The sequence below is a fragment of the Streptomyces sp. NPDC040405 genome (genome assembly GCF_055595765.1).
The window spans coordinates 327,354-352,673 of sequence record NZ_JBVIVI010000004.1; the positions used below are offsets into that span (position 1 = coordinate 327,354).

Genomic DNA, 25,320 nt, shown 5'->3' on the forward strand with positions numbered 1-25,320 from the left:
AACACCGGGTGCGAAATCCCCCCACAACCGCACGAGGAGGATCCCTCGTCATGGCAGTACACAAGCAGCGCAACGCGCGTCGACTCACTCTGGCGATAGCCGCGGCGGGTGCCATCACCGCCGGTGCCTTCGTGGCCGTACCGGCCGGAGCCGCTACCGCGAAGCCCGCCGAGGGCACCGTCTACGGCACGCAGGCGAAGAACGCCGTCGACGGCAGCTACATCGTCATGCTCAAGGGCGGAAAGACCGTCAAGGCCGCCGCCCAGGGCGAGGACCTGGCCGAGCAGTACGGTGGCAAGCTGCGCCGCAGCTACGACTCCGCCGTCAACGGCTTCTCCGCCACCAGCCTCAACGAGACCGAGGCCAAGCGGCTGGCCGCCGACCCGTCGGTGGCCAAGGTCGTCCAGAACCACCGCTACTCCATCAAGACCACCCAGGCGGACCCGCCGTCCTGGGGCCTGGACCGGATCGACCAGGACGACACCAAGGGCGACAAGAAGTACACCTACCCGGACAGCGCGGGTGAGGGTGTCACCGCGTACGTCATCGACACCGGGGTCCGCGCCTCCCACAAGGACTTCGGCGGCCGCGTCACCTCCGGCTTCGACGCCGTAGACAACGACGAGGACGCCGACGACGGCAACGGCCACGGCACCCATGTCGCGGGCACCATCGCCGGTACCGACCACGGCGTGGCCAAGAAGGCCAAGGTCGTGGCCGTGAGAGTCCTGGACGACCAGGGCTCGGGCACCACCGAGCAGGTCGTGTCCGGCATCGACTGGGTCACCAAGAACCACAAGGGCCCGTCCGTCGCCAACATGAGCCTCGGCGGCACCCCCGACGAGGCCCTGGACGCGGCCGTGCAGAAGGCCATCGACTCCGGTGTCACCTTCGCCGTCGCGGCCGGAAACGAGTCGGCCGACGCGAGCGAAAGCTCGCCCGCCCGGGTCGAGGACGCGATCACCGTCGCCTCCAGCACCGACGCCGACGAGCAGTCCGACTTCTCCAACTTCGGCAAGGTCGTCGACATCTACGCCCCCGGCTCGGACATCACCTCCGACTGGAACACCGGCGACGACGCCACCAACACCATCTCCGGTACGTCGATGGCCACCCCGCACGTCGTGGGCGCCGCCGCCGTCTACCTGAGCGGCCACCAGGACGCCAAGCCCGCCGACGTGGCGAAGGCGCTCACCGACGGTGCCACCGCCGACAAGATCTCCAACCCGAGCGAGGGCACCCCGAACAAGCTGCTGAAGGTCGTCGAGTAAGTCCCATACGACGCACCTGATACCCGGCCGTCGTGTCCACCCCACTGGGCACGGCGGCCGGTCGCGCGTCGACGGCGCGCGACTGCTCGCGGGCTACCCGGACTTCTTCAGGCGGTGAGCAGAGCGGGCCGCGCCGTGCGGGACTCGTCGTAGCGGGTCAGCAGCAGGCGGGCCAGCTCGGGGGCCGGGCCGAGGACGTCGGCCAGGGTGTCCGCGCCCGCCGCCTCGGCGCCGTGGGCGATGCGGTCGGGGAGGCGGCCGGGGGCGATGACGTACGGGGCCACGGCCACCCGGTCGACGCCCTCGGCGCGCAGGGCGCGGACCGCGTCCTCGGTGCGGGGGAGGGAGGCGGAGGCGAACGCGGGTCGCACGGCGCACCATCCGGTGTGCCGCCACTCCCGCGCGATTTCAGCGATCACCGCGATCGCCTCCGGGTCGGTGGAGCCCGCCGAGGCCAGGACGATGCCCGTCCGGTGCCGGTCGGCGGGGCGCAGACCGGCCTCGTACAGGCGGTGTTCCAGGGCCGCCACGAGAAGTGGCGAGGGGCCCAGTACGTCGGCCTGGCGGACGGCCAGGCGGGGGTGGCGGGCCGTGGCCTCGCGCAGGACCGCCGGGATGTCGGCCTTCGCGTGGAAGGCGCGGGTCAGCAGGAGGGGGAGGGCGATGACCTCGTCCGCCCCCTCCGCGGCGAGCCGGTCCAGGACCTGGCCCACCCGTGGTGCGTTGAACTCCAGGAAGGACGGTTCGACGCGCAGCCCCGGCCGCAGCGACCGCACGCGTGCGCACAGCGCGCCGACGGTCGCCGCGTGGCGGGGATCGCGGCTGCCGTGGGCGACGATGAGGAGGGTCGGGGCAGACATGGTGGTTCCGTTCAGCGCGCGTTCGCGAGCAGGCCTCGGCTGCGCAGCACCCGCCGCTCGATCGGCGCGAAGATCAGCAGCTCGATGCCGATACCGACGACGAGGATGAGCAGGATGGCGGCGAGCACGAGGGACATGTCCTGGTCCACGCGGGCCTGGTCGAGGAGCTGGCCGAGGCCGGTGCCCAGGTCGGGTGAGGTGGCGATGAGTTCGGCGGCCATCAGGGAGCGCCAGGAGAACGCCCAGCCCTGCTTGAGCCCCGCGATGTAGCCGGGCAGCGCGGCCGGGAGCAGGATGTGCCGGATTCCCGCGATGCCGGTCGCGCCGATCGTACGGCCCGCGCGCAGGTACAGCGGCGGGATCCGGTCGACGCCGGAGACCAGGCCGTTGGCGATCGAGGGGACCGCGCCGAGCAGCACCACCGCGTAGATAGTGGAGTCGGTCAGCCCGAACCAGATGATCGCGGCCGGCACCCAGGCGACCGACGGAAGCGACTGGAGGCCGGACAGGATCGGGCCGATGGCCGCCCGTACGAACCGCACACGCGCCACCAGCAGGCCCAGCGGCGTGCCGATGACCAGCGAGGCGGCGAAGCCGAGCGCGCCACGCGAGATGCTGTGCCACACATAGCCCAGCAGTGTGCCGTCCAGCCACTTCTCCTGCAGCGAGTGGCCGACGTCGGCCGGGCTGGGCAGCTGGTAGTGCGGCTTCAGCTCCAGGGTGTAGGCGAGCTGCCAGAGCGCCACCACGATCACGATGGCGACGACCGGCGGCAGGACCTTGTCGAGCAGTACCCGGCTGACCGGCACCCGGTCCTTGGTCCGGGTCTCCAGGGCGTCCAGGCCCGCTTCGAGCCCCGCCAGCTGGTCGGGGGCCTCCTCGGCGTCGGCCGGGGTCTTTACGGAGGCGTCCTGCTGGGCCTCAGTGCTGGCCATGTCGGCGAATCTCCCCACGGAGCTGTTCGGTGATCTCGACGGACAGGTCGGCGACGGCCGCGTCCTCGATCCGGCGCGGCTGCGGCATCTCGACGTCCCACTCGCGGGCGATGCGCCCGGGCCGGGAGGACATCAGGACCACGCGCTGGGCGAGCCGGACCGCCTCGCGCACGTTGTGCGTGACGAAGAGGACGGACAGGTTGGTCTCGCGCCAGATGCGGGTCAGCTCGTCGTGCAGCACATCGCGGGTGATGGCGTCGAGCGCGGCGAACGGCTCGTCCATCAGCAGCAGCCGGCTGTCCTGCGCCAGCGCGCGGGCCATCGCGACCCGCTGCCGCATGCCGCCGGACAGCTCGTGCACCCGCTTGCCGTACGCGCCCTTCAGCCGTACCAGCTCCAGCAGCCGCTCGGCCTCGTCGCGCCGCTCGCCGCGCGGCACGCCGCGCATGCGCAGCGCGAGTTCGATGTTCTTGCCCGCGGTGAGCCACGGGAAGAGCGCGTGCTCCTGGAACATCAGGGCGGGCCGTCCGCCCGGGACGTCGATGCTGCCGCCGGTCGGCTTGTCGAGACCGGCGACCAGGTTGAGGAGCGTGGACTTGCCACACCCCGAGGCCCCCAGGAGGCAGACGAACTCTCCTGGTGCGACATCGAGCGTGATGTCGTCCAGCACCAGCTGCTGTGCGCCGGGGCGGCCGAACGACTTCGACACGTGGTCGAAACGCGCGGCATGGGTACCCGTGCCATTCTTCTCGACGGGCTTCTTCTGGGTGAGCGTAGCGGTCATGGCCGTCACCTCCTGAGGACTGCGTTTGCTGACGGGATCCAAGGCGGCGAGGCCCTACTTGCTGCCGAGTCCGGCGGAGTCGACCTCCGGCTCGCCCTGGGCCTTGAGCACCTTGTTGAGCAGCGTGAGGTCGTAGATGCCCTTGAGCCGGGGCTTCTCCAGCAGACCCGCCTTGACCGCGTGCCGCGCCTCGTCCTGGAGCGTCGGGGCCAGCGGGTCATTGGTGACGTCGATGTTCTTGAACGCCGGGTCGAGCACGTTGGGGGGCAGGTCGCTGCCGGAGATCTGCTTCAGCGAGGCGTTGATGTCCTGGGCGGCCTTGTCCGGGTGGGACTTGATCCAGGCGTTGGTCTTCACCGAGCCGCGCAGCACCGCCTCGACGACCTTCGGGTGCTCCTTGAGGAACTTCTGGGAGACGATCATGTTCGTGATGACGAACTTGCCGTCCTTCCACAGCTTCTTCTCGTCCAGCAGCACCTTGCCGCCCTGGGAGACGATCTTCGACGCGGTCGGCTCGGGCACCCACGCGCCGTCCACACCGCCCGTCTTGAAGGTCGTCGGGATTTCCTTGTTGTCCTGCCGGAGGACGTTCACCTCGCCCTTGCCGGTCTGCGGGTCGACCTTGTAGCCCTTTTCGGCAAGGTAGTTGAGAAGGGCCACGTCCTGCGTGTTGCCCTTCTGCGGCGTCGCGATGGTCTTGCCCTTGAGGTCGTTGACGGACTTGATCTTGTCCGGGTTGACCACGAGCGACACGCCACCGGACGTCGAACCCGAGATGATCTTGAGGTTCTGGCCGCCGGACTTGGTGTAGCCGTTGATGGCGGGGGAGGGGCCGATCCAGCCGATGTCGATGGACTTCGCGTTGAGCGCCTCGATCTCGGAGGGGCCCGCGTTGAAGATGAACGGCTTGACCTTCGTGCCGCCCAGCTCCTTCTGGATCAGACCTTCCTGGCGGTCGACCATCGGGGTGGCGTGGGTGACGTTGGCGAAGTAGCCGACCTTCACATCGTCGAGGCCGTCGAGCTTCTTGCCCTTCGCCGCCACCTTCGGTGCGTCGTCGGTCTTCTTCGAGCCGTAGCCGCAGGCGCCGAGGGAGCCGATCAGCAGCGGGAGGACGGCGGAGGCCGCCAGCAGGCGGGAGGTACGGCGGCGGCGCGAGGGCGCTATGGCCCCGGGAGCGGCAGACGACACGGAAGGTGTTCCTCTCGGAGGGCCGGGCGGCCCGATGTCATGGGACGCCCGGCAGTTCAGACGGTCTACGTAGGGGGTGGGACGGCAGAGCGGCGGGGGTGCGCGTCAGCGCACACATCGCCCGACTCCGCCCTGGCCACTGCCCCGGGCGCCGCTGCCTACGCGGCCGCCCTCCTTCGCGAACGTCGAGAACACCTCACCGGCCATGGTCAGAAATCCCACCCGTCGTCGTCGCCCGCGCCGTCCGCGTCATCCGCGGCCGGCGCCTGCTCGGCGAACGAGTCGCCCGCCATGCCCGCGGTCAGCGTCGTGCCGTCCGCCGGGTCGATCAGCAGGAAGGACCCGGTGCGGCGGGAGGCGGCGTACGCGTCCAGCGCCAGCGGCTCCGACGTCCGCAGGACGACGCGGCCGATGTCGTTGGCGGCCAGCTCACCCGGCGCCGGGTGGTGCGACAGGTCGGCGAGCGTCAGCCGGTCCGGGATGTCCTTGACGATCGCCTTCACCGTCCGGGTGGTGTGCTTGAGCAGCACCCGGTCCCCGACCCGCAGCGGCTCGTCGTGCAGATGGCAGACGGTCGCCTCGACGTCCTGGGTGGCGGTGGGCGCGTAGGCGCTCGGGGCGAGCACATCGCCGCGCGAGATGTCGAGGTCGTCGGCGAGCTCGATCGTCACCGACTGCGGGGCCCACGCCTGCTCGGCGGACTGGCCCAGCACGTCGATCCCGGTGATGGTGCTCGTACGGCCGGACGGCAGCACCGTCACCTCGTCCCCGACCCGCAGCACACCGGAGGCCACCTGGCCCGCGTAGCCGCGGTAGTCGGGGTGCTCGGCGCTCTGCGGACGGATCACGAACTGCACCGGGAAGCGCGCCGGGTCCTGCGACGGGTCGGTGCCCACCGGCACCGTCTCCAGGTGCTCCAGCACGGTCGGCCCGCCGTACCAGTCCATGTTCGCGGACGCGGTCACCACGTTGTCCCCGGCCAGCGCCGAGATCGGGATCGCGGTGATCTCGGGGACGCCCAGCGAGGCCGCGTACGTCGTGAACTCCTCGGCGATCGCGGCGAACACCGGCTCCGCGTAGTCCACCAGGTCCATCTTGTTGACGGCGAGGACGACGTGCGGGACCCGCAGCAGGGCGGCGACCGCGGCATGCCGCCGGGTCTGCTCCACCACGCCGTTGCGCGCGTCCACCAGGACCACCGCAAGCTCCGCGGTGGAGGCTCCGGTGACCATGTTGCGGGTGTACTGCACATGGCCCGGGGTGTCGGCGAGGATGAACCGCCGCCGCGGGGTGGCGAAGTAGCGGTAGGCGACATCGATGGTGATGCCCTGCTCGCGCTCCGCCCGCAGCCCGTCGGTCAGCAGCGCCAGGTCCGGGGCCTCCTGGCCACGGCTGCGCGATGCGTGCTCGACCGCCTCCAGCTGGTCGGCCAGCACCGACTTGGAGTCGTGCAGCAGCCGCCCGACGAGGGTCGACTTGCCGTCGTCCACCGAACCGGCGGTCGCGAAGCGCAGCTGGGAGGAGGCCGCGGACTGCTCCACCGCGGCCACCACGGCCTGCTCCTCGGCACTGAGATTGCTCGTCATGGCTTAGAAGTACCCCTCGCGCTTCCGGTCCTCCATCGCGGCTTCCGACAGCTTGTCGTCGGCGCGCGTCGCACCCCGCTCGGTCAGGCGGGACGCCGCGATCTCATCGATGACCTGCTCGATCGTGACCGCGTCCGACTCGACGGCACCGGTGCAGGACATGTCGCCCACCGTGCGGTAGCGCACCTGGCGCCGCTCCACCGTCTCGTCGTCCTTCGGGCCGCCCCACTCACCGGGGGCCAGCCACATGCCGCCGCGCCGGAACACCTCGCGCTCGTGCGCGTAGTAGATCTGCGGAAGCTCGATCTTCTCGCGCTCGATGTACTGCCACACGTCCAGCTCGGTCCAGTTGGACAGCGGGAAGACGCGGACGTGCTCACCGGGGGAGTGGCGGCCGTTGTACAGCTGCCACAGCTCGGGGCGCTGACGGCGCGGGTCCCAGCCGCCGAACTCGTCCCGCAGCGAGAACACCCGCTCCTTGGCGCGCGCCTTCTCCTCGTCCCGGCGGCCACCGCCGAACACCGCGTCGAAGCGGTTCTTGTCGATGGCGTCCAGCAGCGGCACGGTCTGCAGCGGGTTACGGGTGCCGTCCGGGCGCTCCCGCAGCCGCCCGGCGTCGATGAACTCCTGTACGGACGCCACGTGCAGCCGCAGCCCGTGCTCGGCGACGGTGCGGTCCCGGTACTCGATGACCTCGGGGAAGTTGTGCCCGGTGTCCACGTGCAGCAGCGAGAACGGCACCGGCGCCGGCGCGAACGCCTTCAGCGCCAGGTGCAGCATGACGATGGAGTCCTTGCCGCCGGAGAACAGGATCACCGGCCGCTCGAACTCGCCCGCCACCTCGCGGAAGATGTGCACCCCCTCGGACTCCAGCGCGTCCAGGTGGGAGAGCGCGTAGAGGTCGCCCTCGTCCGCACCGGATCCGGTTCCATTGATCGGAGCCACGGTCGTCATGCCAGTCCCCTCTCGCTCAGAAGCGTTCGCAATGCCGCCGCCGACTCCTGCACACCCTGCTCATGCGCCGCGATCCGCAGATCCGGGTCGGCCGGGGCCTCGTACGGGTCGTCCACCCCGGTCAGCCCCTTGATCTGGCCCGCCGCCTGCTTCGCGTACAGCCCCTTGACGTCGCGCTCGGAGCACACCTCGACCGGCGTGGCGACGTGCACCTCCAGATACGCGGTGCCCTCGGTCTGGTGGCGCTTGCGCACCGCCTCACGGCTGTCCGCGAACGGCGCGATGACCGGCACCAGCACCTTGACCCCGTTGGAGGCCAGCAGCTCGGCGACGAAGCCGATCCGCTGCACATTGGTGTGCCGGTCCTCGCGCGAGAAGCCGAGCCCGGCGGAGAGGAACTCGCGGATCTCGTCGCCGTCCAGCACCTCCACCCGGTGGCCCTCGCCGCGCAGCCGCTCCGCGAGCGCGTACGCGATTGTCGTCTTTCCGGCGCTCGGCAGCCCGGTCAGCCACACGGTGGCCCCGGTGTGTATCGGCGCGCTCATCTCGTTCTCCTGGTCGACAGCCATCAGCCGTGCAGTCCGCATTCCGTCTTGTTGCTCCCCGCCCAGCGGCCCGACCGGGCGTCCTCGCCCTCCAGCACCCGACGGGTGCAGGGCGCGCAGCCGACGGAAGGATATCCGTCCATGAGTAGGGGATTGGTCAGTACACCCTGCTCAGCGACGTAACGGTCCACGTCGGCCTGCGTCCAGCGGGCTATCGGTGCGATCTTCACCTTCCGCCGCCGCTCGTCCCAGCTGACGACCGGGGTGTTCGCCCGGGTCGGGGACTCGTCGCGGCGCAGCCCGGTGGCCCACGCGTCGTATTCCTTCAGCCCCTCCTCCAGCGGCTGCACCTTGCGGAGGGCGCAGCACAGGTCGGGGTTGCGGTCGTGCAGCTTCGGCCCGTACTCGGCGTCCTGCTCGGCCACCGTCTGCCGCGGGGTGAGGCTGATGACGTTGACGTCCATCACGGCCGCCACCGCGTCGCGGGTGCCGATGGTCTCCGGGAAGTGGTAACCGGTGTCGAGGAACACCACATCGACACCGGGGAACACCCGGGAGGCGAGGTGGGCCACCACCGCGTCCTCCATCGAGGAGGTGACGCAGAACCGGGGCCCGAACGTGTCGGCCGCCCAGCGCAGGATGTCGAGCGCCGAGGCGTCTTCAAGGTCGCGGCCCGCCTGGGCGGCGAGCGCTTCGAGGTCGGTGTGCTGCTGAAGCTGGGTCATATCGATGTGTCCCCTTCTCCGGCTTGGTCGCGCCGCAGGCCCTTGGCCAGCAGCCCGAGGAACGCCAGACGGAACGCCCGATTGCAGGACGCGCATTCCCAGGACCCGTGGCCTTCCTCGGAAGGCCGCAGGTCCTCGTCCCCGCAGTACGGGCAGTAGAACGGCGCGGCGCGCTCGCTCATTTGAGAGCATCCTCACTCGCACGCCCCGCCCAGGTGGCGAACCGCTCGCCCTCCTCGCGCTCCTCCTCGAAGCGGCGCAGTACGCGCTCGATGTAGTCCGGGAGCTCGTCGGCGGTGACCTTCAGACCGCGCACCTTGCGGCCGAAGCCCGCCTCCAGGCCCAGCGCGCCGCCCAGGTGCACCTGGTAGCCCTCGACCTGCTCGCCGTTCGCGTCCATGACCAGCTGGCCCTTGAGGCCGATGTCCGCGACCTGGATGCGGGCGCAGGCGTTCGGGCAGCCGTTGAGGTTGATGGTGACCGGCTCGTCGAACTCGGGCATCCGCCGCTCCAGCTCGTCGATGAGCCAGGAGCCGCGCCCCTTGGTCTCGACGATGGCGAGCTTGCAGAACTCGATGCCCGTGCAGGCCATCGTGCCGCGCCGGAACGGGGACGGCTTGACCTGGAGGTCCAGCGCCTTCAGCCCGGAGACCAGCGACTCGACCTGGTCCTCGGCCACGTCGAGCACGATCATCTTCTGCTCGACGGTGGTGGTCAGCCGCCCGGAGCCATGGGCCTCGGCCAGCTCGGCGATCTTGGTGAGGGTCGCCCCGTCCACCCGGCCGACGCGCGGCGCGAAGCCGACGTAGTAGCGGCCGTCCTGCTGACGGTGGACGCCCACGTGGTCGCGCCACCGCTGGACGGGGTCCGCGGGCGGCGGGCCGTCGGCCAGCGGGCGCTTCAGGTACTCGTCCTCCAGCACCTGGCGGAACTTCTCCGGGCCCCAGTCGGCGACCAGGAACTTCAGCCGGGCGCGGGTGCGCAGCCGCCGGTAGCCGTAGTCACGGAAGATCGAGACGACTCCGGCCCAGACTTCGGGTACGTCCTCCAGCGACACCCAGGCGCCGAGCCGGACGCCGATCTTGGGGTTGGTGGACAGCCCGCCGCCGACCCACAGGTCGAAGCCGGGGCCGTGCTCGGGGTGGCGCACGCCGACGAACGCGACGTCGTTGATCTCGTGCACGACGTCGAGCACCGGGGAGCCGGAGACCGCGGTCTTGAACTTGCGCGGCAGGTTGGAGAACTCCTTGCTGCCGATGTAGCGCCGGTGGATCTCCTCGATGGCGGGGGTGCCGTCGATGATCTCGTCCTCGGCGATCCCGGCGACCGGGGAGCCGATGATCACGCGGGGGGTGTCGCCGCACGCCTCGGTGGTCGACAGCCCGACGGCTTCCAGCCGCTTCCAGATCTCGGGCACGTCCTCGATCCGGATCCAGTGGTACTGGACGTTCTGCCGGTCGGTGATGTCGGCGGTGCCGCGCGCGAACTCCTCCGAGATCTCGCCGACGACCCGCAGCTGCTCGGTGGTCAGCCGCCCGCCGTCGATGCGGACCCGCATCATGAAGTGCTCGTCGTCCAGCTCCTCCGGCTCCAGGATCGCGGTCTTGCCGCCGTCGATCCCGGGCTTGCGCTGGGTGTACAGGCCCCACCAGCGCATCCGGCCGCGCAGGTCGGCACCGTCGATCGAGTCGAAACCACGGTGGGCGTAGATCGTCTCAATGCGTGTCCGCACGTTGAGACCGTCGTCGTCCTTCTTGGTCTGCTCGTTGCCGTTGAGCGGGGTGAAGTGACCCGCGGCCCACTGGCCTTCGCCGCGATGGCGTCCGGCCTTACGGCGGGGCGTGGCTGCTGCGCGTTCCGGTGTGGCGGGCATGGCGGTGGGTGTCCTTCTGAGCGACTCGGTGCGGCGGATGATCTCGCGCGCACGCTCTGACCTGCGCAGGAACGCAGGCGGGCACGGCGCTGCGGCGGATACCGGTGCGGGTGGGTGACGACAGGGAGGTGTCGAGGCGTGCGCGCTCGCCCACGTCATCGGGGGCGGCGGGAAGTGCGGGGAGGCTGTCCGGGGGGCCGATCCGGCCCTGCTGAGTGCGTCAGCGCGCCGGACAGATCGCGCTGGACATGCGGCCGAGGTCGACGTGGCGTCGACTCACCAAGGCAATTCCAGCTCGAGACATGAGGGAAGCGTGGCACGCCCCTCTTCGGCGAGTCCACCGTTGTCCAGTATTCGGACGTCTCAGTCTCGTTCTGTGGGACGGTGTGGGGTTGGTCACCCTTCTGTCTCGGTCTTGACGTCGAAGACCCGGAAGCCCCGGCGGCGGTAGTTGTCCAGCGCGTACGGCCCGTCCTTGCTGCACGTGTGCACCCACACCCGCTTGGTCGGCGGCACGGCGGGCCAGCGGTCGGCCAGGTCCCAGGCGCGGCGGACGCCCCAGGTCAGCAGGTGTCCGCCGATGCGGCGGCCCCGGAAGGCGGGCAGCAGCCCGAAGTACGCGATCTCCACGACGCCCGCGTCCTGCGGGTCCAGCTCGATGTACCCGGCCGGGGTGCCGCGCTCGTAGGCTACCCAGGTTTCCGCCCCGGGCCGGTCCAGGAACGCGAGCCACTGCTCGGGCGGCCACTCCAGCCGGTCGGTCCAGTCGTTGTCCGCGCCGACGGCCGTGTAGAGGAAGCGGCTGAACGCGGGGCTCGGCACCTCGGCCCGGACGATCCGCACCCCCGCCTCGGCCGCGGGTTCCCGCGCCGCACAGAGGTCCGCGGACGAGGTCTGCTCCAGGGACCAGGTGGTCACATCGATGGCCATGGGGAAAGCCAACCATGGATCGTGCAACGCGACGCAACCTTTGCCGCCCGCCGATCCGGGCGCGACAGTGTCCGCAGCGGCGGAGGGCGGTGCCGAGTCGGCGCGGCGTCCCCTCCGCCGACGCGTTTTCCGGCCGTGAGCACGGGTGACGTGTCAGCCACCCCGAAGAGCGGCCGATACGGTTGGGGCGTGCAGCCAGCAGAAGACATCCCGAAGCCGTCCGGGCGGCTGAACAAGGCCCGCGCCATGTACCGCAACGTGTCCAAGCGCAGGATGGCCTGGCTGCTGCTGAAGGACACCATCAACTCGTGCATGGAGTACCGGGTCACCGGCCTCGCCGCCGAGGCCGCCTTCTTCACCCTGCTGTCGCTGCCACCGCTGCTGCTCGGCCTGATCGGGCTGCTCGGCTACTTCGACGCGTGGACCGACACCGACACCGTGGCCACCATCCGGCAGAACATCCTCGACGCGTCGGGCACCGTGCTCTCCGACAAGGGCGTCAAGGAGATCGCCCGGCCGCTCCTGGACGACGTCATCGAGGGCGGCCGCCCCGATGTCATCTCGATCGGCTTCGGCATCGCGCTGTGGTCCGGCTCCCGCGCGGTCAACGTGTTCGTGGACACCATCACCATCATGTACGGGCTGGAGGGGCGCCGCGGCATCGTCCGGACCCGGCTGCTCGCCTTCAACCTCTACCTGGTGGCCCTCGTCATCGGGGCGGTGGCGCTGCCGCTGATGGTCATCGGCCCGGAGACCGTGGTGGACCTCGTGCCGTCCAGCGCCACTCTCGTGCGGTTCCTGTACTGGCCCACCGTGATCCTGCTGTCCGTGGCCTTCCTCACCACGCTCTACCACGTGTCGGTGCCGGTGCGCTCGGCCTGGCGGGAGGACATCCCGGGGGCGCTCGTGGCGCTCACCATGTGGGTGCTCGGCAGCTTCCTGCTGCGGATCTACCTCATCCACACCGTGGAGGGCCCCACGATCTACGGATCGCTGGCGGCGCCCGTGGCCGTCCTGCTCTGGATCGGCGTGTCCGCCTTCGCGGTGCTCGTCGGCGCGGCCGTCAACGCCGCCATCGATCGGGTGTGGCCCTCGGTGGCCACCGCCGCCGGGCGCGCCCAGCGGGAGGCATGGACCCGGGAACAGGTGGCCCTGGAGCGCGCCAAGGACCAGCGCACGGCCGACGACGGATCAGCCGAGAGCACCCCGCCGTCGGAGTTCCCCGAGCGCTGGGCCCAGTTCCTGCCCCACGCCGACATACGGAGTCGGCTGCACCACCACGGCAAGCGCGAGCCGAAGCCGACGGAGTCCACTGAGCCCAAGCCCCCCGAGTCCTCTGCGCCCTCCGAGACCTCCGAGCCCTCCGAGCATCCCGAGGTCAGGCGCCCCGACGTCAGGGCCGCCGAGGACGGCGCCACACGGGACGGGGCGCCCCCGGCGTAAAACGCGTCGCGCCGCGTCCCCGAGGCCCCCGATACTGCGACGCATGGTTTCCTTCTCGGACTTCGACACGCGTGGTTACCGCATGGTGGACGTCGCCACCGGCTACGGACAGTGGGTCGAGACCTACGAGCAGAGCGTCGAGGACGTGATGGACCTCGCCCTCCTCGACGAACTCACCGGACTCCCCTGGGGCTCCGTCCGCCGCGCCGCCGACCTCGGCTGCGGCACCGGCCGCACCGGCGCCTGGCTGCGGCGGAGCGGGGTGGCCGCGATCGACGGCGTCGACCTCACCCCCGAAATGCTCGCCCGCGCCCGTACCCGTGGCGTCCACGACCACCTGATCGAGGGCGACGTCCGCGCCACCGGCCTCGACACGGGCGCGTACGACCTCGTCATCGCCTCGCTCATCGATGAACACCTGCCCGAGCTGCGCCCGTTCTACGACGAGGCGTGGCGGCTCGCGGAGCCCGGCGCGGCGTGTGTCGTGGTGGCCTTCCACCCGCATTTCATCATGGCCACGGGCATGCCGACCCACTTCACCAGCGGCACGGGCGAGTCGGTCGCCATCAGCACACATGTCCATCTGCTCAGCGACCACATCACGGCGGGGCTGGGCGCGGGCTGGACACTCGCCGAGATGCGGGAGGGCGTGGTGGACGAGCGGTGGCTGGCCGTGAAGCCGAAATGGGAGCGTTTCCGCCACCACCCGGTGTCCGTGGCGATGGTGTGGCGCAAGGGCACTTGACCTGGGCATATGCCGTTAGGTGCTGCTGCAAACGGGTGCTATGTTCAGGCGCCGCCTTGTGGATCAAGGTGTCCTGTCCCTGTAACTCAGCTCCCGCAGAGGGGTCTTGTGTCCAATGCAAGGCGCGTTTCCGTCGTCATGGCTGCCACGGCCGTATTCGTCATGACACTGGCGTCGGCGGCTTCAGCCGCACCCTCGCAGTGGATGTGGTGAAGCGAGAAGACACCGCAATCGCTCCGCCTCGGCCTCCGCTCCCAGTCGCTCGTACAGGGTGATCGCCCGCCCGCCGTGGTGGTGGGCGTTCTCCCCGTCCGCGGCGGACAGCGCCGTACGGGCCAGGCCCGCGAGGGCGTGGGCGCAGCCGAGCGGGAAGCCGATGCCCTGGGCCAGGTCCAGCGCCTGCCGGTAGACCTCGGTGGCGGTGGCCAGGTGGCCCGAGCGGTGGTGGGCGTCGGCCGTGCCGATGAGCGCCCGCTGCCGTTCGTACGCGTTGTCGATGCTGCGGGCCGCCCGGTCCGCGGCATCGAAGTGGCGTAACGCCTCGTCCGTGCGGCCGCTTTCGGCGTACGCGGTCCCCATGCTGATCAGCACGTTCGCCTCGCCGAGGGTGTCGCCGCCCGCCCGGTGGCTGTCGAGGGCGTGGCGGAAACACCTCAGCGCCAGGGCGGTGTCCCCGGTGGCCTGGTGCACCCGGCCGAGGTTGGTGTCGAGGATGGCCAGCTCCTGACGGCCGCCGAACTGCCGCGCCAGGGTGCGGGACCGCTCGTAGTGGGCGCGGGCGTCGTCGTAGCGCCCTCGGAGGTAGTGGAGTTCGCCCAGGTTGTTGAGCGCCTTGGCCTGCCCTTGGAGGTTGCCGAGCGCTTCCTGGACGCCGAGTACGGCCCGTACCCGGTCCAGCGCTTCGCCGTACCGGCCCGCGATGTGCAGCGCCGCGCCCTGGGTGTTGAGGCAGTCCGCCTCCCCGCCGCTGTCGCCGACCTGCCGGTAGCGCCCGATGGCCCGGTCCAGGACCCGTAGGGCCATCTCGCCGTGGCCCGCGGCGAGATGGGCGCGGCCGGACTGGAGGAGGGCGTCGGCGCAGCCGTGCGGATCGCGCAGGCCGCGGAAGAGGATCAGCGCCTCGGTGGCGCAGCGCTGGGCCTCGTCGTGGCGCTTCTGGGCGAGCACCTCCGCGCGTTCCACGAGCGTCCTGGCGAGGGCGGGCCGGTCGCCGCGGGTGCGCAGGACGGTCAGGGCGGCGCCGTACAGCTCGGCGGCGATGTCCCAGGTCCCCCAGGTCTTCAGCGCGCCCGCCAGGACGTGCGGGAAGAGGGCCGCGTACGAGGGGGAGCGGGCGGGCGCGGCGCGGGCCGCGGCCAGCAGGTTGGCGCGCTCCAGGGTGAGCCACACGCCCGCCTCGTCGGCATCGGCGAACTCGGGCGCGTACGGGGACTCCTGAGGCGGTCCGGGCGGCTGTGGCCGCCGATGCGGATGGACGAGGCGGTCGGCGCGGTGGGCGGCGGTGAGGTAGTAGCCGAGCAGCCGCTCGACGGCCTCGTGGCGGGCGGGCTCGGGCTCCTCCCGGGCACAGATCTGGAGGCCGAACGCGCGGCCGAGGTCGTGGAACCGGTAGCGGTCGCTCACCGATTCCTCCAGCAGATGGCTGTCCAGCAGCTCTTCGACCACCCGCCGGATCCGTGGCGCGGGCTCCGGTCCGGCGAGCGCGGTGGCCGCGCGGAGGGTGAGGTCGGGGCCGGTGTGCAGGGCGAGCCTGCGGAACAGGCGCTGCGCGGGGGTGCTGAGTTCGGCGTACGAGAGCTGGAAGGCCGACGCCACCGCGGGGTCGAACTCGTCCAGCGGGTCGATGGCTTCCGCCAGCAGGTCGAGGAGGTGGTGCAGGTCCCAGGCGTCCCGGTGCCGGAAGCGGCTGGCGAGCAGCTGGACGGCGAGCGGGTGGCAGCCGCACGCGGCCACCACGCGCCGCAGGGCTTCGGCGTCGGAGGCGGAGGCGGAAGGGGAGGCGGCCAGCCGGGCGGGGCCCGCGATCCGGGTGAAGAGCGCGATGGCCTCCGCCTCGGAGAGGACGTCCAGATGGAGCGAGGTGGCGCCGTTCAGCCCGACCAGCCGGTTGCGGCTGGTGACGATCGCGCGGCAACGGGGGGAGCCCGGCAGCAGCGGGCCGACCTGGGCGGCGTCGCGGGCGTTGTCGAGGAGGACGAGCACCCGGTGGCGGGCGGTCCAGGCCCGCCACCTGGCCGCGCGTTCGTCGAGCGTGTGGGGGAGCGGCCCGGGCGCGCCGGAGGCGTGCAGCAGGTCCGCGAGCGCCTCGGCGGGGTCGCAGGGCTGCTGTCCGCCGTAGCCGTGGAGGTCCACGTAGAACTGTCCGGCCGGATACGCGCCGCACAGCCCGTTCGCGGCGCGGATGGCGAGCGCGGTCTTGCCGACGCCGGGCATGCCGTGGATGACGGTGAGGGGCAGCCCGCCGTCGTCCCCGGGGGCGGTCGCGGTCAGCAGGATGCGCAATTCGCTCGTCCGCCCGGTGAACTCCCGCACGTCGCGCGGCAGCGTGTTACCGGCCTCGCGCACCGCCGGGGGCGCCGCCGGGGGCGCGGTCGGGGGCGCCGCCGGGCGGCCGTAGTCCAGCAGCGCGCTGTCCTGATCGAGGATGCCCTGATGCAGTGCGCGCAGCTCCGCCCCGGGTTCGCTGCCCTGCTCTTCGCGGAGCAGGCGCCGGGCGTCCCGGTAGACCATGAGCGCCTCGTCCTCCCGGCCGGAGCGGTAGAGCGCCAGCATCAGGGAGGCGCTCACCTTCTGGGCGTACGGGTTCTGCGCGGCCAGCTCGCGCAGCTCGCCGATGAGGTCCGCGTGCTGCCCCAACTCCAGCTGGATCCGGATCCGTTCCTCCCGCACCCGCCGGTGGTCCTCGACCAGCCGGGTGCGGGCCGCCGCCGCCCAGGCGCCGGTGAACTCCGTCAGCGGCTCGCCCCGCCACAGCTCCTCGGCGGCCCGCAGCAGTCCCACGGCCCGCTCCCGCTCGCCCCTCGCGGCCGCCGCGCCCGCGTCGTCGCGCAGCCGCTGGAAGTGCAGCAGATCGATGTCCTCGGGATCGAACCGCAGCCGGTACAGCCGCGGGGACGGCCGCTCGACCTCCGCCCGGTCCCCGACGGCCTGGCTGAGCCGTCCGCGTATCCGGGACAGATAGCTCTGGAGCGTGTCCACACCGGTCGGCGGCGGATCACCGTCCCAGACCCGCTCCATCAGCGCGTCCGCGGTGACCGGCTCGCCACGGGCGTGGATCAGCACGGCGAGCACACAGCGCTCTTTCACCGAACCGAGCGTGCAACGCCGCTCGTGATGCCATAGTTCAAGGGGTCCCAGAGCGAGCAGTTTCACCGTCGGCCCCCCGATGGGTGTGCTTTCTCCCCGCCGTTTCCGGCGGCCCGCGCACGTTCGTACGGCACTCAATTCACTGTTGCCGTGAGGCCGGGGGTGGCGGACAGAGGCGCACGGGTGCGTGGTGGGCGCACGTCCTCGCCGCTGTGATCAGGTCGTTCGGCCCGGCAGGGCACACGCAGGGCCGCAAGGCGGATGCAGGATTTCTGCAACCTCCGCGTCCAGTCCCCCGGGCACGCCCTCCTCCGGCGGCCGACCGGGTCGCCGACCGGAATCGGGCGTACCCCGCCCGAAGGGAAGACCGGGGGAAGTCGAACGATGAGCGTGACCATGCTGGAAACCCACCCGCGCCATGTGCCGGTGCGCCCGGACGTCGAGTACTGGGCCACCCGGGAGATCCGTCGAAGGGTCCTGGCCGTGGTGCACACGGTGACCGCCGGACAGCGGCTGCTGGACGCCATCCGCCTGCTGGAGGGCGATACGCGGGTACAGGTGTTCTTCACCGCGGCGCCCGATGTGTTCAGCAACGGAGTCGCCGCGTTCCTGGAGGGGCTGCGGGGGCTGGTGCTGCCGTGGAGCCAGGCGGTGCAGACGCCGTTCGACCTCGCGCTGGCCGCGGGCCACGGGAGCCTGCACGAACTGAACGCGCCCGTCATCGTGCTGCCGCACGGCGCCGGACACAACAAGATCGTGCCCGGCCGGCGGCGGGGACGCGTCGCGATGGCGCCGCGCAGCGTCTACGGGCTCAGCAGGCAGCGGCTGGTCCGGGACGGGGCCGTGGTGCCCGAGGCCATCGTCCTGGCGCACCAGGAGGAGCTGGCCCGGCTGGGCCGGGAGTGCCCCGAGGCGCTGCCGGTCGCGGAGGTGGTCGGCGATCCGTGCTTCGACCGCATCACCGCGAGCCTGCCCGCCCGCGCCCTGTACCGGGAGGCGCTGGGCGCCCGGCCCCGGCAGCGGCTCGTGCTCGTCTGCTCCACCTGGGGGCCGAACTCCCTGCTGGGGCGCAGCCTTGAGCTGCTGGAGCGGCTGGTGACGGAGCTGCCGAGGGAGGAGTTCCGGGTCGCCACGCTGCTGCACCCCCATGTGTGGAACGGGCACGGCGAGTGGCAGGTCCGCAGCTGGCTCGCCCGGCTGGGCCGCTCCGGGCTCACCGTGCTCAGCCACTACGCCGACTGGGTCGGGGCGCTCGTCGCGGCGGACTACATCGTCGGCGACCACGGTTCGGTCACCCTCTACGGCGCGATGACCGGGGTGCCCGTACTGATGGGCACGCTGCCCGACGGCGATGTCGACCCCCGGTCGCCGCTGGCCGAACTGGGCTCGTTCGCGCCCCGGCTGCACGAGGACCGTCCGCTGCGCGAGCAGTTCAAGCGCAGCTCGGCGACGTACCGGGCGCAGCGCCACCAGCGGGTGGCGGCCCGGATCACCTCGGAACCGGGCCGGTTCGCCCGCAAGATGCGCGCCCTGCTCTACCGCAAGCTGCGGCTGCGGGCCCCCGCCGGCCGGCCGACCACCGAGCCCGCGCGGCTGCCGTTCACGGTCCCGTACGACGAGCCGGGCAGCGTCGTGCCGGGCGGCATACGGCCGGGGGCCGTCTCATGACGCCGCTGACCGCCGTGGTGACGGAGCCCGCCCGCGGTGTCCCGACGGGCCGCGTCCGGGTCGCGCTGCTGCGCGCGGGGCGCGGTGCGCGGGGGACGCGGGTCTCCCGGACCGAGGACGAGCACCTGCGCGTCCTGCTCCCCGCGCCGATGCCCTCGCTCTCCCCACTCGCGGACGTGCTGCTGGCCGAGGCCGGTGGGGGCGCGGGGGAGGGGCGTCGGCAGGCCGCCGCGCTGGCCGCCCGGCACCCCGGTGCGCTGGTGGTGGCGGTGCACCGGGGGCTCGACCTCTGGATGCGGCTGGGACCCGACGGGGTCGCACTGACCCTGCGCGCGCGGTGCCCGGCGGCCGGGCCGCCCTGGGCGGTGTGGGCCTCGGTGGCCCACACCTGGCTGGTGGCCGGGCTCCCCGCCGCGCGGCTGGGGGCGGCGCCGATGCGGCTGGTGTGGATTCAGTCCGCCGAGTCCGCCGAGTCCGCGGTGCCGTCCGTGCCGTCCATGCCCTCCATACCGTCCGTATCCCGCGCCTCCAACTGCCCGAGCCGGGTGCGTACGGCCTCGGCGTGGGCCGACTTCGAACGGCCCACCGCCGAGTAGAGGTCCAGGGCCTCCCGGTAGCGCTCCCGGGCCAGGTCCGGCTGGCCACGCCGCTCGGCGAGCGTGGCCAGGCTCTCCACGGCGCGCGCCGTCTCGTAGTGCGCGGCCATGCCGCGCAGGGTGGTGAGCGCCGCGGACAGCCGCTCCTCCGCGAGGCCGAGCCGGTCCCCGCCGAGGTGGGCGCGGCCGAGGAGGGTGGCCGCGCGGGCGGCGTTGTACGCGTCGCCCGCCCCGTCCAGCGTGGCGTACGCGGCGTCGGCGTCCGTCACCGCCTGCTCCCACCGCCCCCGCTCCAGGGCGATGTCGGCGAGGTTGAGCCGGGCCAGTCCACCGGCCCGCGGGTCGCCGACTCCCGGCAGCTCGGCGGCGGCCCGGGTGAACAGTTCGACCGCCCGGTCCAGGCGGCCCAGCCGCTGATGGGCCAGGCCCTGGTAGTTGAGCGTACGGGCGTGGCCGAGGGCGTTGCCGCTGTCGTGGAACGTCCGGGCCGCGCGCTCGAACATCGCCAGGGCGCGTTCGTGGTCGCCCATCCCCAGCTCGCCCATCCCGCCGGAGGTCAGCATCCGGCACTCCGCGACCGCGTCGCCCAACTCCTCCGCCGCCAGCAGTCCTTCGCGGTGGGCGGACCGCCAGTCCTCGTAGAACTTACGGCGCAGGAACAACGGCCACAGGGCGTCGGCGAGCTGCCAGGCGACGGCCGGGAAACCGGCGGGACGGGCGACGCGGATCACCGCCATCAGATTGGGCAGTTCGCTCTCCAGCCAGCCCAGCGCCGAGTCGGTGTCCTCGCCGAACTCCGCGCACACCGGTTCCGGGCCCGAGGGGGCGTATGTCCGGTCCAGCGTCCGATGCTGCGGATCGACGATTCCCTCGGCGCGGGTGGCGGTGGCGAGGTAGTGGTCGGCGATGCGGCGCAGCGCGTCCGCGCGCCCCTCCTCGGTCTCGTCCTGCTCCGCCTTCTCGGCGGCGTGCAGCCGTACGAGGTCGTGGAAACGGTAGCGCTCGTCCCCGGCGTCGATGAGCAGGTTCGCGTCGTACAGCAGATCCAGCGGCCCGGCCGCGTCCCGGTCGCCGAGCGCCGCTTCCGCCGCCGCGCCCGCGAACTCCGGGCCCGGGTGCAGGCTCAAGCGCCGGTACAGCCGGGCGGCTTCGGGCGCCAGCCCCTGGTACGACAGGTCCAGAGCGGCTCGTACGTTGTGATCGCCGTCGATGGCCAACGCCTCCAGTCGGCCGCGCTCCTCGGTCAGGGCGCGCACCATCGTCGTGATGTGCCGTCGTGGCCGCGCCGCGAGCCGGGCCCCGGCCACCCGCACCGCGAGCGGCAGCCCGGCGCACAGCTCGACCAGGGCCCGCGCCTGGTCGGGCTGCGCGGCCACCCGGCCGTCGGCGAGCGTGACCTCCAGCAGCTCGACCGCGGCGTCCGTGGCCAGCGGATCGAGATGCACCGCGTAACACCCGTCGACCGTCAGCCCCGGCATCCGCCACCGGCTGGTCACCGCGGTCACGTTCCGGCCGCCCGGCAGGAGCGGCCGGACCTGCGCGGCGGTCGCGGCGTCGTCGAGCAGCACGACCAGCCGCCGGTCCGCGGTCAGCGACCGGTACAGACCCACCCGCTCGGCGAGCGCCGTGGGTATCTGCCCGGTCGGTATCCCCAGCGCCCGCAGGAACCGCCCCACCACCTCCTCGGGCGTCGCGGGCCCGGCCGCGGACTCGGCGCCGAGGTGGGCGTAGAGCTGCCCGTCGGGAAACCGCTCCCGCAGCCCGTGCAGCCACGCCAGCGCCACCGCCGTCTTCCCGACCCCGCCCAGCCCGCTGACCGCGGCCAGCGTCCCGTACCCCTCCGCGGCCGCCCGCTCCCGATGCCCCTCCAGCGCCCCCAGCTCCGCCGTCCGGTCGGTGATCCGCACAGGCGGCGGCAGCTGCCACGGCACATGGGCCCGCCGCCCCTCGCCGGGGCCCTCGGCCCGGAAATGGATTCCCCCGTAGACCGCCCCCGCCTGCACGGCTCCGCCGTGCACCGTCCCGCTCAACTCGTTGTGGTCACCGCGCGCTTGCCCCTGCACCCGTCCCCCTCCGAACGCATGCGTGACCCGGCCGTCGAAGAGCATCTTTTCCCTCGCCCGAACTGATATGCGCCGTTTTGCCGGTCACTTCCCGTGGGCGAGGTTAATGCAATTGCCTCTGTCATATGCCTACTTGGATAATCGGGGGGCGGTACGGTACGGACATTCTGAGCGCTGCTGGTCGCGGCGGCCTTGAAGCCGCGGCACGCGCGTCAGGGACGGCCGGGGCCGTCGGCGAGGGACTTCAGATGGGCCGAGAGGTCGTCGACCATCCGGCCGAGCAGGCGGCCGAGGTCCTGGCGGTCCTCGGCGGGCCAGTGCGCGAGGGCGCCGGTGAACCAGCCGAGGACCGTGCGCAGGTAGCGGTCGGCGGTCGACGCGCCCTCCGGGGTGAGGTCGATCAGCCGGGCGCGCTGGTCGTCGGGGTCGGCGATGCGGTGGACCAGGCCGCGCTGTTCCAGGCCCTGCACCTGGCGGGTGGCGTGCGGTCCCGCGACCTGCATGCGGTCGGCGATCTCGCCGATGCGCAGCGGCTTGTCCGCCGTCTTGAGGACGCCGAGCACGGCCATCGCCGGTCGCTCCAGCGAGATCCCGGCGGCCGCCGCGGCCTGCTCGTACATGCGGCCGCGGTTCAGCACGTTGCTGAGCTGGGACAGCCGGGGGAGCAGGTCGGCGAGCAGGTCGTCGTCATGCATTCTCTTGATTACCTAACCTAGGTACATGGCCGGGGGTGGAGCGTACCGCTTGCGCGAAAATCCGGGCCGCAGCCGGTGTGACGTGGTCATCCAGTCGCTACGGACGGCGCGGCGGCACGCCCAAGAGTGTGGCGGAGCTTGCACGTTCGAATCTCGTAAGACCCGCCAGGGTCTCTCCCAATCGACGTTCAGATTGTTCTGCATCTCTGGTACCCGATACCGTGACACCCAGTAATTTATTTGTCACACCAGATGGTCGGACTCAGGTGTACTGGTGGCCGGCTGCCTTAAGGAGCCGATGTGGCCGACGAAGCGTTCAGTATCGACAAGCGACCGCTGCGCGACCTGCTGCAGCAGGTCGAGGTCGGCAAGGCGCAACTGCCCGAGTTCCAGAGGGGCTGGGTGTGGCCCTACCCGAACATTGCCAGTCTCCTGGCGTCGATCTCGCTGAGCTATCCCGTCGGCACTGTCATGTTGCTCAAGGCGGGTGGCGATGTCCGGTTCAAGTACCGACCGATCGAAGGGGCCACTCCGGTCGGCATGCCCGAGCCCGACTCGCTTGTGCTCGACGGGCAGCAACGGCTGACATCGCTGTTCCAGGCTCTGAAGCTGAAGGGGCCGGTGATCACCCAGGACCTGCGCAAGCAGCAGGTGTCCGGCTGGTTTTACGTCGACATGGTCCAAGCCCTTGATGGCAACGGCGACCGCGAGGACGCCATCCGTTTTCTGCCCGAATCACGCAAGGTGCTCAACTTCAGAGGCCAGGTCGTCGAGGACTACTCGACTCCCGAGCGCGAATACGAGGCGCATCTCTTCCCGCTCCACGCGGTCTTCGACCGCGGCGACTGGGGTTATGGGTTCACCGATCACTGGGATGACGACAGGGAGAAGCGTAGACTCTGGCGCGACTTCGACGAGGCATTCGTCCGCCCTTTCGACCGCTACCACGTGCCTGTCATCGAGCTGGGGCAGGCGACCCCGCGCCAAGCGGTTTGCCAGGTGTTCGAGAAGGTCAATACCGGCGGCGTCACCCTGACCGTCTTCGAGCTGCTGACGGCCACCTATGCGGCGGACGAATTCGACCTGCGCAATCACTGGGAGCAGGAGTGCCGGGCAGCCTGGAAGGCACCTGAGTACCGCATCCTTCGCGAGGTCTCCAACACCGACTTCCTTCAGGCGGTCACCCTGTTGGCCACGGCCGAGCGGCGCAGGCACGAGGCCGAACAGGGAACGGAGGAGGAGAGGCTGCCGCGCATCGGCTGCAAGCGCAAGGACATGCTCGCCCTCTCTCTGGAGGACTACGTACGCTTCGCGCCATCGGTCATCGTCGCGTTCAAGACGGCTGCGAAGTTTCTGCGTCAGCAGTTCCTCTTCGATACGAAGTTCCTTCCTTACGGAACCCAATTGATACCGCTCGCCGCGATCCTGGCCCTCGCCGGGGATGCCGCGCAGAGCGCCGGGGCCCAGCACAAGCTTGCCCGTTGGTACTGGTGTGGTGTGTTCGGGGAGCTCTACGGCGGCTCGACCGAGACCCGCTTCAGCCAGGATCTGCCAGACGTCGTGGACTGGATCCACGGGGATGCGGCCGAGCCCCGGACCGTCACCGCCGCACAGTTCACTCCCGGACGCCTGCTGACCCTCCGTACCCGCAACAGCGCCGCCTACAAGGGGATTTACGCGCTACTGCTCAAAGCGGGGGCCGTGGACTGGCGCACCGGAGAGAAGGCCGAGGTCACCGGGTATTTCGATGAGTCCATCGACATCCATCACATCTTTCCCAAGACCTGGTGCGAGAAGGCCGGATACGAACCCGCCGACTACAACTCGATCATCAACAAGACCCCACTGACCGCCCGTACCAACCGGATCATCGGAGGCGTCGCTCCTTCCGACTACCTGGGTCGGCTGGTCAAGGCAGCGGAGACTCCTCGCGAAGACGTCGCCGAGCGCATCCGCTCCCATCTCGCGCCACCGGAACTCATGGCCGCCGACGACTTCGACCGGTTCTTCGCTGCTCGCAAGACCGCGCTGCTCCGCAGCATCTCGACCGCGATGGGTAAGCCAATCCTCGACGACGAATCGCCTGCCGGTGATCTGGGGATCAACCTCGACGTGGCGGACGACACCGACGATCTGTGATCAATGCGAGGCGGACGGTGGGCCTGGCGTGGCACGACTCGGACCGGCGGGGATGACCGGCTACGCGGCCACGAGGCGGACCTTGTCGCCGCAGAGCTTCGTCATGTCGTCGATGTCCGAGGTGAGAACGACGACTGGGCGGCGTTGCCGCAGTGCCATCTCGGCTACGGCGGCGTCGATCGCGTACTTGTGGCCGTGCAGTCCGGCGTTGATCAGCATGGCCGATGCGGTCTTGGCCTCCTCGTCGCCGATGTGAACGATCCGCATACCGGACAGGACCCAGGCGAGCCGAGCCTTGTCGGTACGTTGATGTGCGGCCTCGATGATGGTCAGGGCGCTGATCACTACTTCCATGCCCCGGCTGCGGGCTTCCGCGACCAGGGCGACGACAGGCTCGTGATCGTTGACGAGCTTGGACAGGCCCTCGCAGTCGAGCACGATGGTGCCTTCGTGGCTCAGCTTGCGGCGGGCCACTGGCCCTCCTCGGCGAACACCTCGTCGAAGACCTGGCGCGCCCGCTCTTGCTCCTGCTCGGAGACTGGCCCCCTGCGGCGTTCGTAGTCCGCCAGGTATTCGTCCAGGATCTGACCGCGCAGGTCACGTTCGACGGCTGCGGTGATGAACGCGGAGAACTCGCGCTTGCCCACCCGCTGTCGAATCGCCTCTGCCGTCCCTTCGGGGAGGGAGAGGCTCACCCGGGTAGCCGGCCCCTCTCCAACGCTGTAAGGAGTCTCAGTCATGGCTTAACTTTATCAAAAGAGTAGGAATCTGGTCGCTGTGGTGACGGCGACGCTCTGGACCATCCCAGGCGCCGTGATACCGGTCTGTGGGGCGGTGGTCAGGACGGTGTCGCCGAGTTCGGCTGCGCCCGGTGGCTAATTCGATGGCGTCGCGGCCCGCACATCTCTAAAGTCGGAGCTGTTCGAGCGGCGACCGGAGGGCTGTCGCGGGTGACTTGGCTTGGGAGGTGTGACTGATGGCTGTCTTTGAGATGGGCACTGCCCGCATCCG

21 protein-coding genes are annotated in these 25,320 nt (G+C 71.1%); 5 read left to right on the forward strand and 16 right to left on the reverse strand.

Annotated features, from left to right (window positions below; genetic code table 11):
* Nucleotides 1–50: 50 nt before the first annotated feature.
* Nucleotides 51–1,271 (forward strand): S8 family peptidase, encoded by a 1,221-nt coding sequence (locus tag ACZ59A_RS19200; RefSeq protein WP_470960150.1) that lies wholly within the window; start codon nt 51–53, stop codon nt 1,269–1,271.
* A 107-nt stretch (nt 1,272–1,378) separates the two neighbouring features.
* On the opposite strand, the gene ACZ59A_RS19205 is transcribed toward ACZ59A_RS19200, so the two are convergent.
* From ACZ59A_RS19205 to ACZ59A_RS19255, 11 genes are all read right to left on the reverse strand, one after another.
* Nucleotides 1,379–2,131 (reverse strand): sirohydrochlorin chelatase, encoded by a 753-nt coding sequence (locus tag ACZ59A_RS19205; protein WP_470960153.1) that lies wholly within the window; start codon nt 2,129–2,131, stop codon nt 1,379–1,381.
* An 11-nt stretch (nt 2,132–2,142) separates the two neighbouring features.
* Nucleotides 2,143–3,066 carry an ABC transporter permease gene (locus ACZ59A_RS19210; RefSeq protein WP_470960155.1) on the reverse strand — a complete coding sequence of 308 codons (924 nt, stop codon included), beginning with the start codon at nt 3,064–3,066 and terminating at the stop codon, nt 2,143–2,145.
* Entirely contained in the window at nt 3,053–3,850 is a 798-nt protein-coding gene (locus ACZ59A_RS19215; protein WP_470960157.1) for an ABC transporter ATP-binding protein, read from the reverse strand. The genes ACZ59A_RS19210 and ACZ59A_RS19215 overlap by 14 nt, the downstream gene beginning before the upstream one ends.
* Before the next feature lie 54 nt (nt 3,851–3,904).
* Nucleotides 3,905–5,041, reverse strand: a complete 1,137-nt coding sequence (locus ACZ59A_RS19220; protein ID WP_470960159.1) for an aliphatic sulfonate ABC transporter substrate-binding protein — start codon at nt 5,039–5,041, stop codon at nt 3,905–3,907.
* Between the two features lie 209 nt (nt 5,042–5,250).
* The gene (locus tag ACZ59A_RS19225; RefSeq protein WP_470960161.1) at nt 5,251–6,627 is read right to left on the reverse strand and encodes a sulfate adenylyltransferase subunit 1; all 1,377 of its coding nucleotides are present in this window, start codon (nt 6,625–6,627) and stop codon (nt 5,251–5,253) included.
* 3 nt (nt 6,628–6,630) lie between these two features.
* Entirely contained in the window at nt 6,631–7,581 is a 951-nt protein-coding gene (cysD, locus tag ACZ59A_RS19230; RefSeq protein WP_470960163.1) for a sulfate adenylyltransferase subunit CysD, read from the reverse strand.
* The gene (cysC, locus tag ACZ59A_RS19235) at nt 7,578–8,150 is read right to left on the reverse strand and encodes an adenylyl-sulfate kinase (RefSeq protein ID WP_468047523.1); all 573 of its coding nucleotides are present in this window, start codon (nt 8,148–8,150) and stop codon (nt 7,578–7,580) included. The genes cysD and cysC overlap by 4 nt, the downstream gene beginning before the upstream one ends.
* On the reverse strand, nt 8,150–8,851 hold the full coding sequence (locus ACZ59A_RS19240; RefSeq protein ID WP_470960165.1) for a phosphoadenylyl-sulfate reductase: 702 nt from the start codon (nt 8,849–8,851) through the stop codon (nt 8,150–8,152). The genes cysC and ACZ59A_RS19240 overlap by 1 nt, the downstream gene beginning before the upstream one ends.
* Nucleotides 8,848–9,033 carry a hypothetical protein gene (locus ACZ59A_RS19245; RefSeq protein ID WP_179937330.1) on the reverse strand — a complete coding sequence of 62 codons (186 nt, stop codon included), beginning with the start codon at nt 9,031–9,033 and terminating at the stop codon, nt 8,848–8,850. The genes ACZ59A_RS19240 and ACZ59A_RS19245 overlap by 4 nt, the downstream gene beginning before the upstream one ends.
* Nucleotides 9,030–10,724, reverse strand: a complete 1,695-nt coding sequence (locus ACZ59A_RS19250) for a nitrite/sulfite reductase (protein WP_470960167.1) — start codon at nt 10,722–10,724, stop codon at nt 9,030–9,032. The genes ACZ59A_RS19245 and ACZ59A_RS19250 overlap by 4 nt, the downstream gene beginning before the upstream one ends.
* A gap of 396 nt (nt 10,725–11,120) precedes the next feature.
* Nucleotides 11,121–11,654 (reverse strand): GNAT family N-acetyltransferase, encoded by a 534-nt coding sequence (locus ACZ59A_RS19255; protein ID WP_470960168.1) that lies wholly within the window; start codon nt 11,652–11,654, stop codon nt 11,121–11,123.
* Between the two features lie 189 nt (nt 11,655–11,843).
* Between ACZ59A_RS19255 and ACZ59A_RS19260 the strand changes: the two genes are divergently transcribed.
* Together ACZ59A_RS19260 and ACZ59A_RS19265 are read left to right on the forward strand one after the other, a co-directional pair.
* Nucleotides 11,844–13,097, forward strand: a complete 1,254-nt coding sequence (locus tag ACZ59A_RS19260; RefSeq protein ID WP_470960170.1) for a YihY/virulence factor BrkB family protein — start codon at nt 11,844–11,846, stop codon at nt 13,095–13,097.
* A 43-nt stretch (nt 13,098–13,140) separates the two neighbouring features.
* On the forward strand, nt 13,141–13,842 hold the full coding sequence (locus ACZ59A_RS19265) for a class I SAM-dependent DNA methyltransferase (protein WP_470960171.1): 702 nt from the start codon (nt 13,141–13,143) through the stop codon (nt 13,840–13,842).
* Nucleotides 13,843–14,025: 183 nt separating this feature from the next.
* On the opposite strand, the gene ACZ59A_RS19270 is transcribed toward ACZ59A_RS19265, so the two are convergent.
* A complete protein-coding gene (locus ACZ59A_RS19270) occupies nt 14,026–17,148 on the reverse strand; it encodes an AfsR/SARP family transcriptional regulator (RefSeq protein WP_470960173.1) in 3,123 nt (1,040 codons plus the stop codon).
* A 384-nt stretch (nt 17,149–17,532) separates the two neighbouring features.
* On the opposite strand from ACZ59A_RS19270, the gene ACZ59A_RS19275 reads away from it, so the two are divergent.
* Nucleotides 17,533–18,816: a hypothetical protein gene (locus ACZ59A_RS19275; RefSeq protein ID WP_470960175.1), complete on the forward strand. Its 1,284-nt coding sequence runs from the start codon at nt 17,533–17,535 to the stop codon at nt 18,814–18,816.
* 451 nt (nt 18,817–19,267) lie between these two features.
* Here ACZ59A_RS19275 and ACZ59A_RS19280 read toward each other — a convergent pair whose 3' ends face one another.
* Nucleotides 19,268–21,475: an ATP-binding protein gene (locus tag ACZ59A_RS19280; RefSeq protein WP_470960177.1), complete on the reverse strand. Its 2,208-nt coding sequence runs from the start codon at nt 21,473–21,475 to the stop codon at nt 19,268–19,270.
* Nucleotides 21,476–21,687: 212 nt separating this feature from the next.
* The gene (locus tag ACZ59A_RS19285) at nt 21,688–22,170 is read right to left on the reverse strand and encodes a MarR family winged helix-turn-helix transcriptional regulator (RefSeq protein WP_470960179.1); all 483 of its coding nucleotides are present in this window, start codon (nt 22,168–22,170) and stop codon (nt 21,688–21,690) included.
* A 300-nt stretch (nt 22,171–22,470) separates the two neighbouring features.
* On the opposite strand from ACZ59A_RS19285, the gene ACZ59A_RS19290 reads away from it, so the two are divergent.
* The gene (locus tag ACZ59A_RS19290) at nt 22,471–24,309 is read left to right on the forward strand and encodes a GmrSD restriction endonuclease domain-containing protein (RefSeq protein ID WP_470960181.1); all 1,839 of its coding nucleotides are present in this window, start codon (nt 22,471–22,473) and stop codon (nt 24,307–24,309) included.
* A gap of 60 nt (nt 24,310–24,369) precedes the next feature.
* Here ACZ59A_RS19290 and ACZ59A_RS19295 read toward each other — a convergent pair whose 3' ends face one another.
* Together ACZ59A_RS19295 and ACZ59A_RS19300 are read right to left on the reverse strand one after the other, a co-directional pair.
* Nucleotides 24,370–24,783: a DNA-binding protein gene (locus ACZ59A_RS19295; protein WP_470960182.1), complete on the reverse strand. Its 414-nt coding sequence runs from the start codon at nt 24,781–24,783 to the stop codon at nt 24,370–24,372.
* Nucleotides 24,765–25,049 carry a hypothetical protein gene (locus tag ACZ59A_RS19300; RefSeq protein WP_470960184.1) on the reverse strand — a complete coding sequence of 95 codons (285 nt, stop codon included), beginning with the start codon at nt 25,047–25,049 and terminating at the stop codon, nt 24,765–24,767. The genes ACZ59A_RS19295 and ACZ59A_RS19300 overlap by 19 nt, the downstream gene beginning before the upstream one ends.
* Between the last annotated feature and the right edge of the window lie 271 nt (nt 25,050–25,320).

Coding starts and splice junctions, on each gene's coding strand:
- ACZ59A_RS19200 (WP_470960150.1), top strand. CDS start 51: ATGGCAGTACACAAGCAGCGCAACGCGCGTCGACTCACTCTGGCGATA.
- ACZ59A_RS19205 (WP_470960153.1), bottom strand. CDS start 2,131: ATGTCTGCCCCGACCCTCCTCATCGTCGCCCACGGCAGCCGCGATCCC.
- ACZ59A_RS19210 (WP_470960155.1), bottom strand. CDS start 3,066: ATGGCCAGCACTGAGGCCCAGCAGGACGCCTCCGTAAAGACCCCGGCC.
- ACZ59A_RS19215 (WP_470960157.1), bottom strand. CDS start 3,850: ATGACCGCTACGCTCACCCAGAAGAAGCCCGTCGAGAAGAATGGCACG.
- ACZ59A_RS19225 (WP_470960161.1), bottom strand. CDS start 6,627: ATGACGAGCAATCTCAGTGCCGAGGAGCAGGCCGTGGTGGCCGCGGTG.
- cysD (WP_470960163.1), bottom strand. CDS start 7,581: ATGACGACCGTGGCTCCGATCAATGGAACCGGATCCGGTGCGGACGAG.
- cysC (WP_468047523.1), bottom strand. CDS start 8,150: ATGGCTGTCGACCAGGAGAACGAGATGAGCGCGCCGATACACACCGGG.
- ACZ59A_RS19240 (WP_470960165.1), bottom strand. CDS start 8,851: ATGACCCAGCTTCAGCAGCACACCGACCTCGAAGCGCTCGCCGCCCAG.
- ACZ59A_RS19245 (WP_179937330.1), bottom strand. CDS start 9,033: ATGAGCGAGCGCGCCGCGCCGTTCTACTGCCCGTACTGCGGGGACGAG.
- ACZ59A_RS19250 (WP_470960167.1), bottom strand. CDS start 10,724: ATGCCCGCCACACCGGAACGCGCAGCAGCCACGCCCCGCCGTAAGGCC.
- ACZ59A_RS19255 (WP_470960168.1), bottom strand. CDS start 11,654: ATGGCCATCGATGTGACCACCTGGTCCCTGGAGCAGACCTCGTCCGCG.
- ACZ59A_RS19265 (WP_470960171.1), top strand. CDS start 13,141: ATGGTTTCCTTCTCGGACTTCGACACGCGTGGTTACCGCATGGTGGAC.
- ACZ59A_RS19275 (WP_470960175.1), top strand. CDS start 17,533: ATGAGCGTGACCATGCTGGAAACCCACCCGCGCCATGTGCCGGTGCGC.
- ACZ59A_RS19285 (WP_470960179.1), bottom strand. CDS start 22,170: ATGCATGACGACGACCTGCTCGCCGACCTGCTCCCCCGGCTGTCCCAG.
- ACZ59A_RS19300 (WP_470960184.1), bottom strand. CDS start 25,049: ATGACTGAGACTCCTTACAGCGTTGGAGAGGGGCCGGCTACCCGGGTG.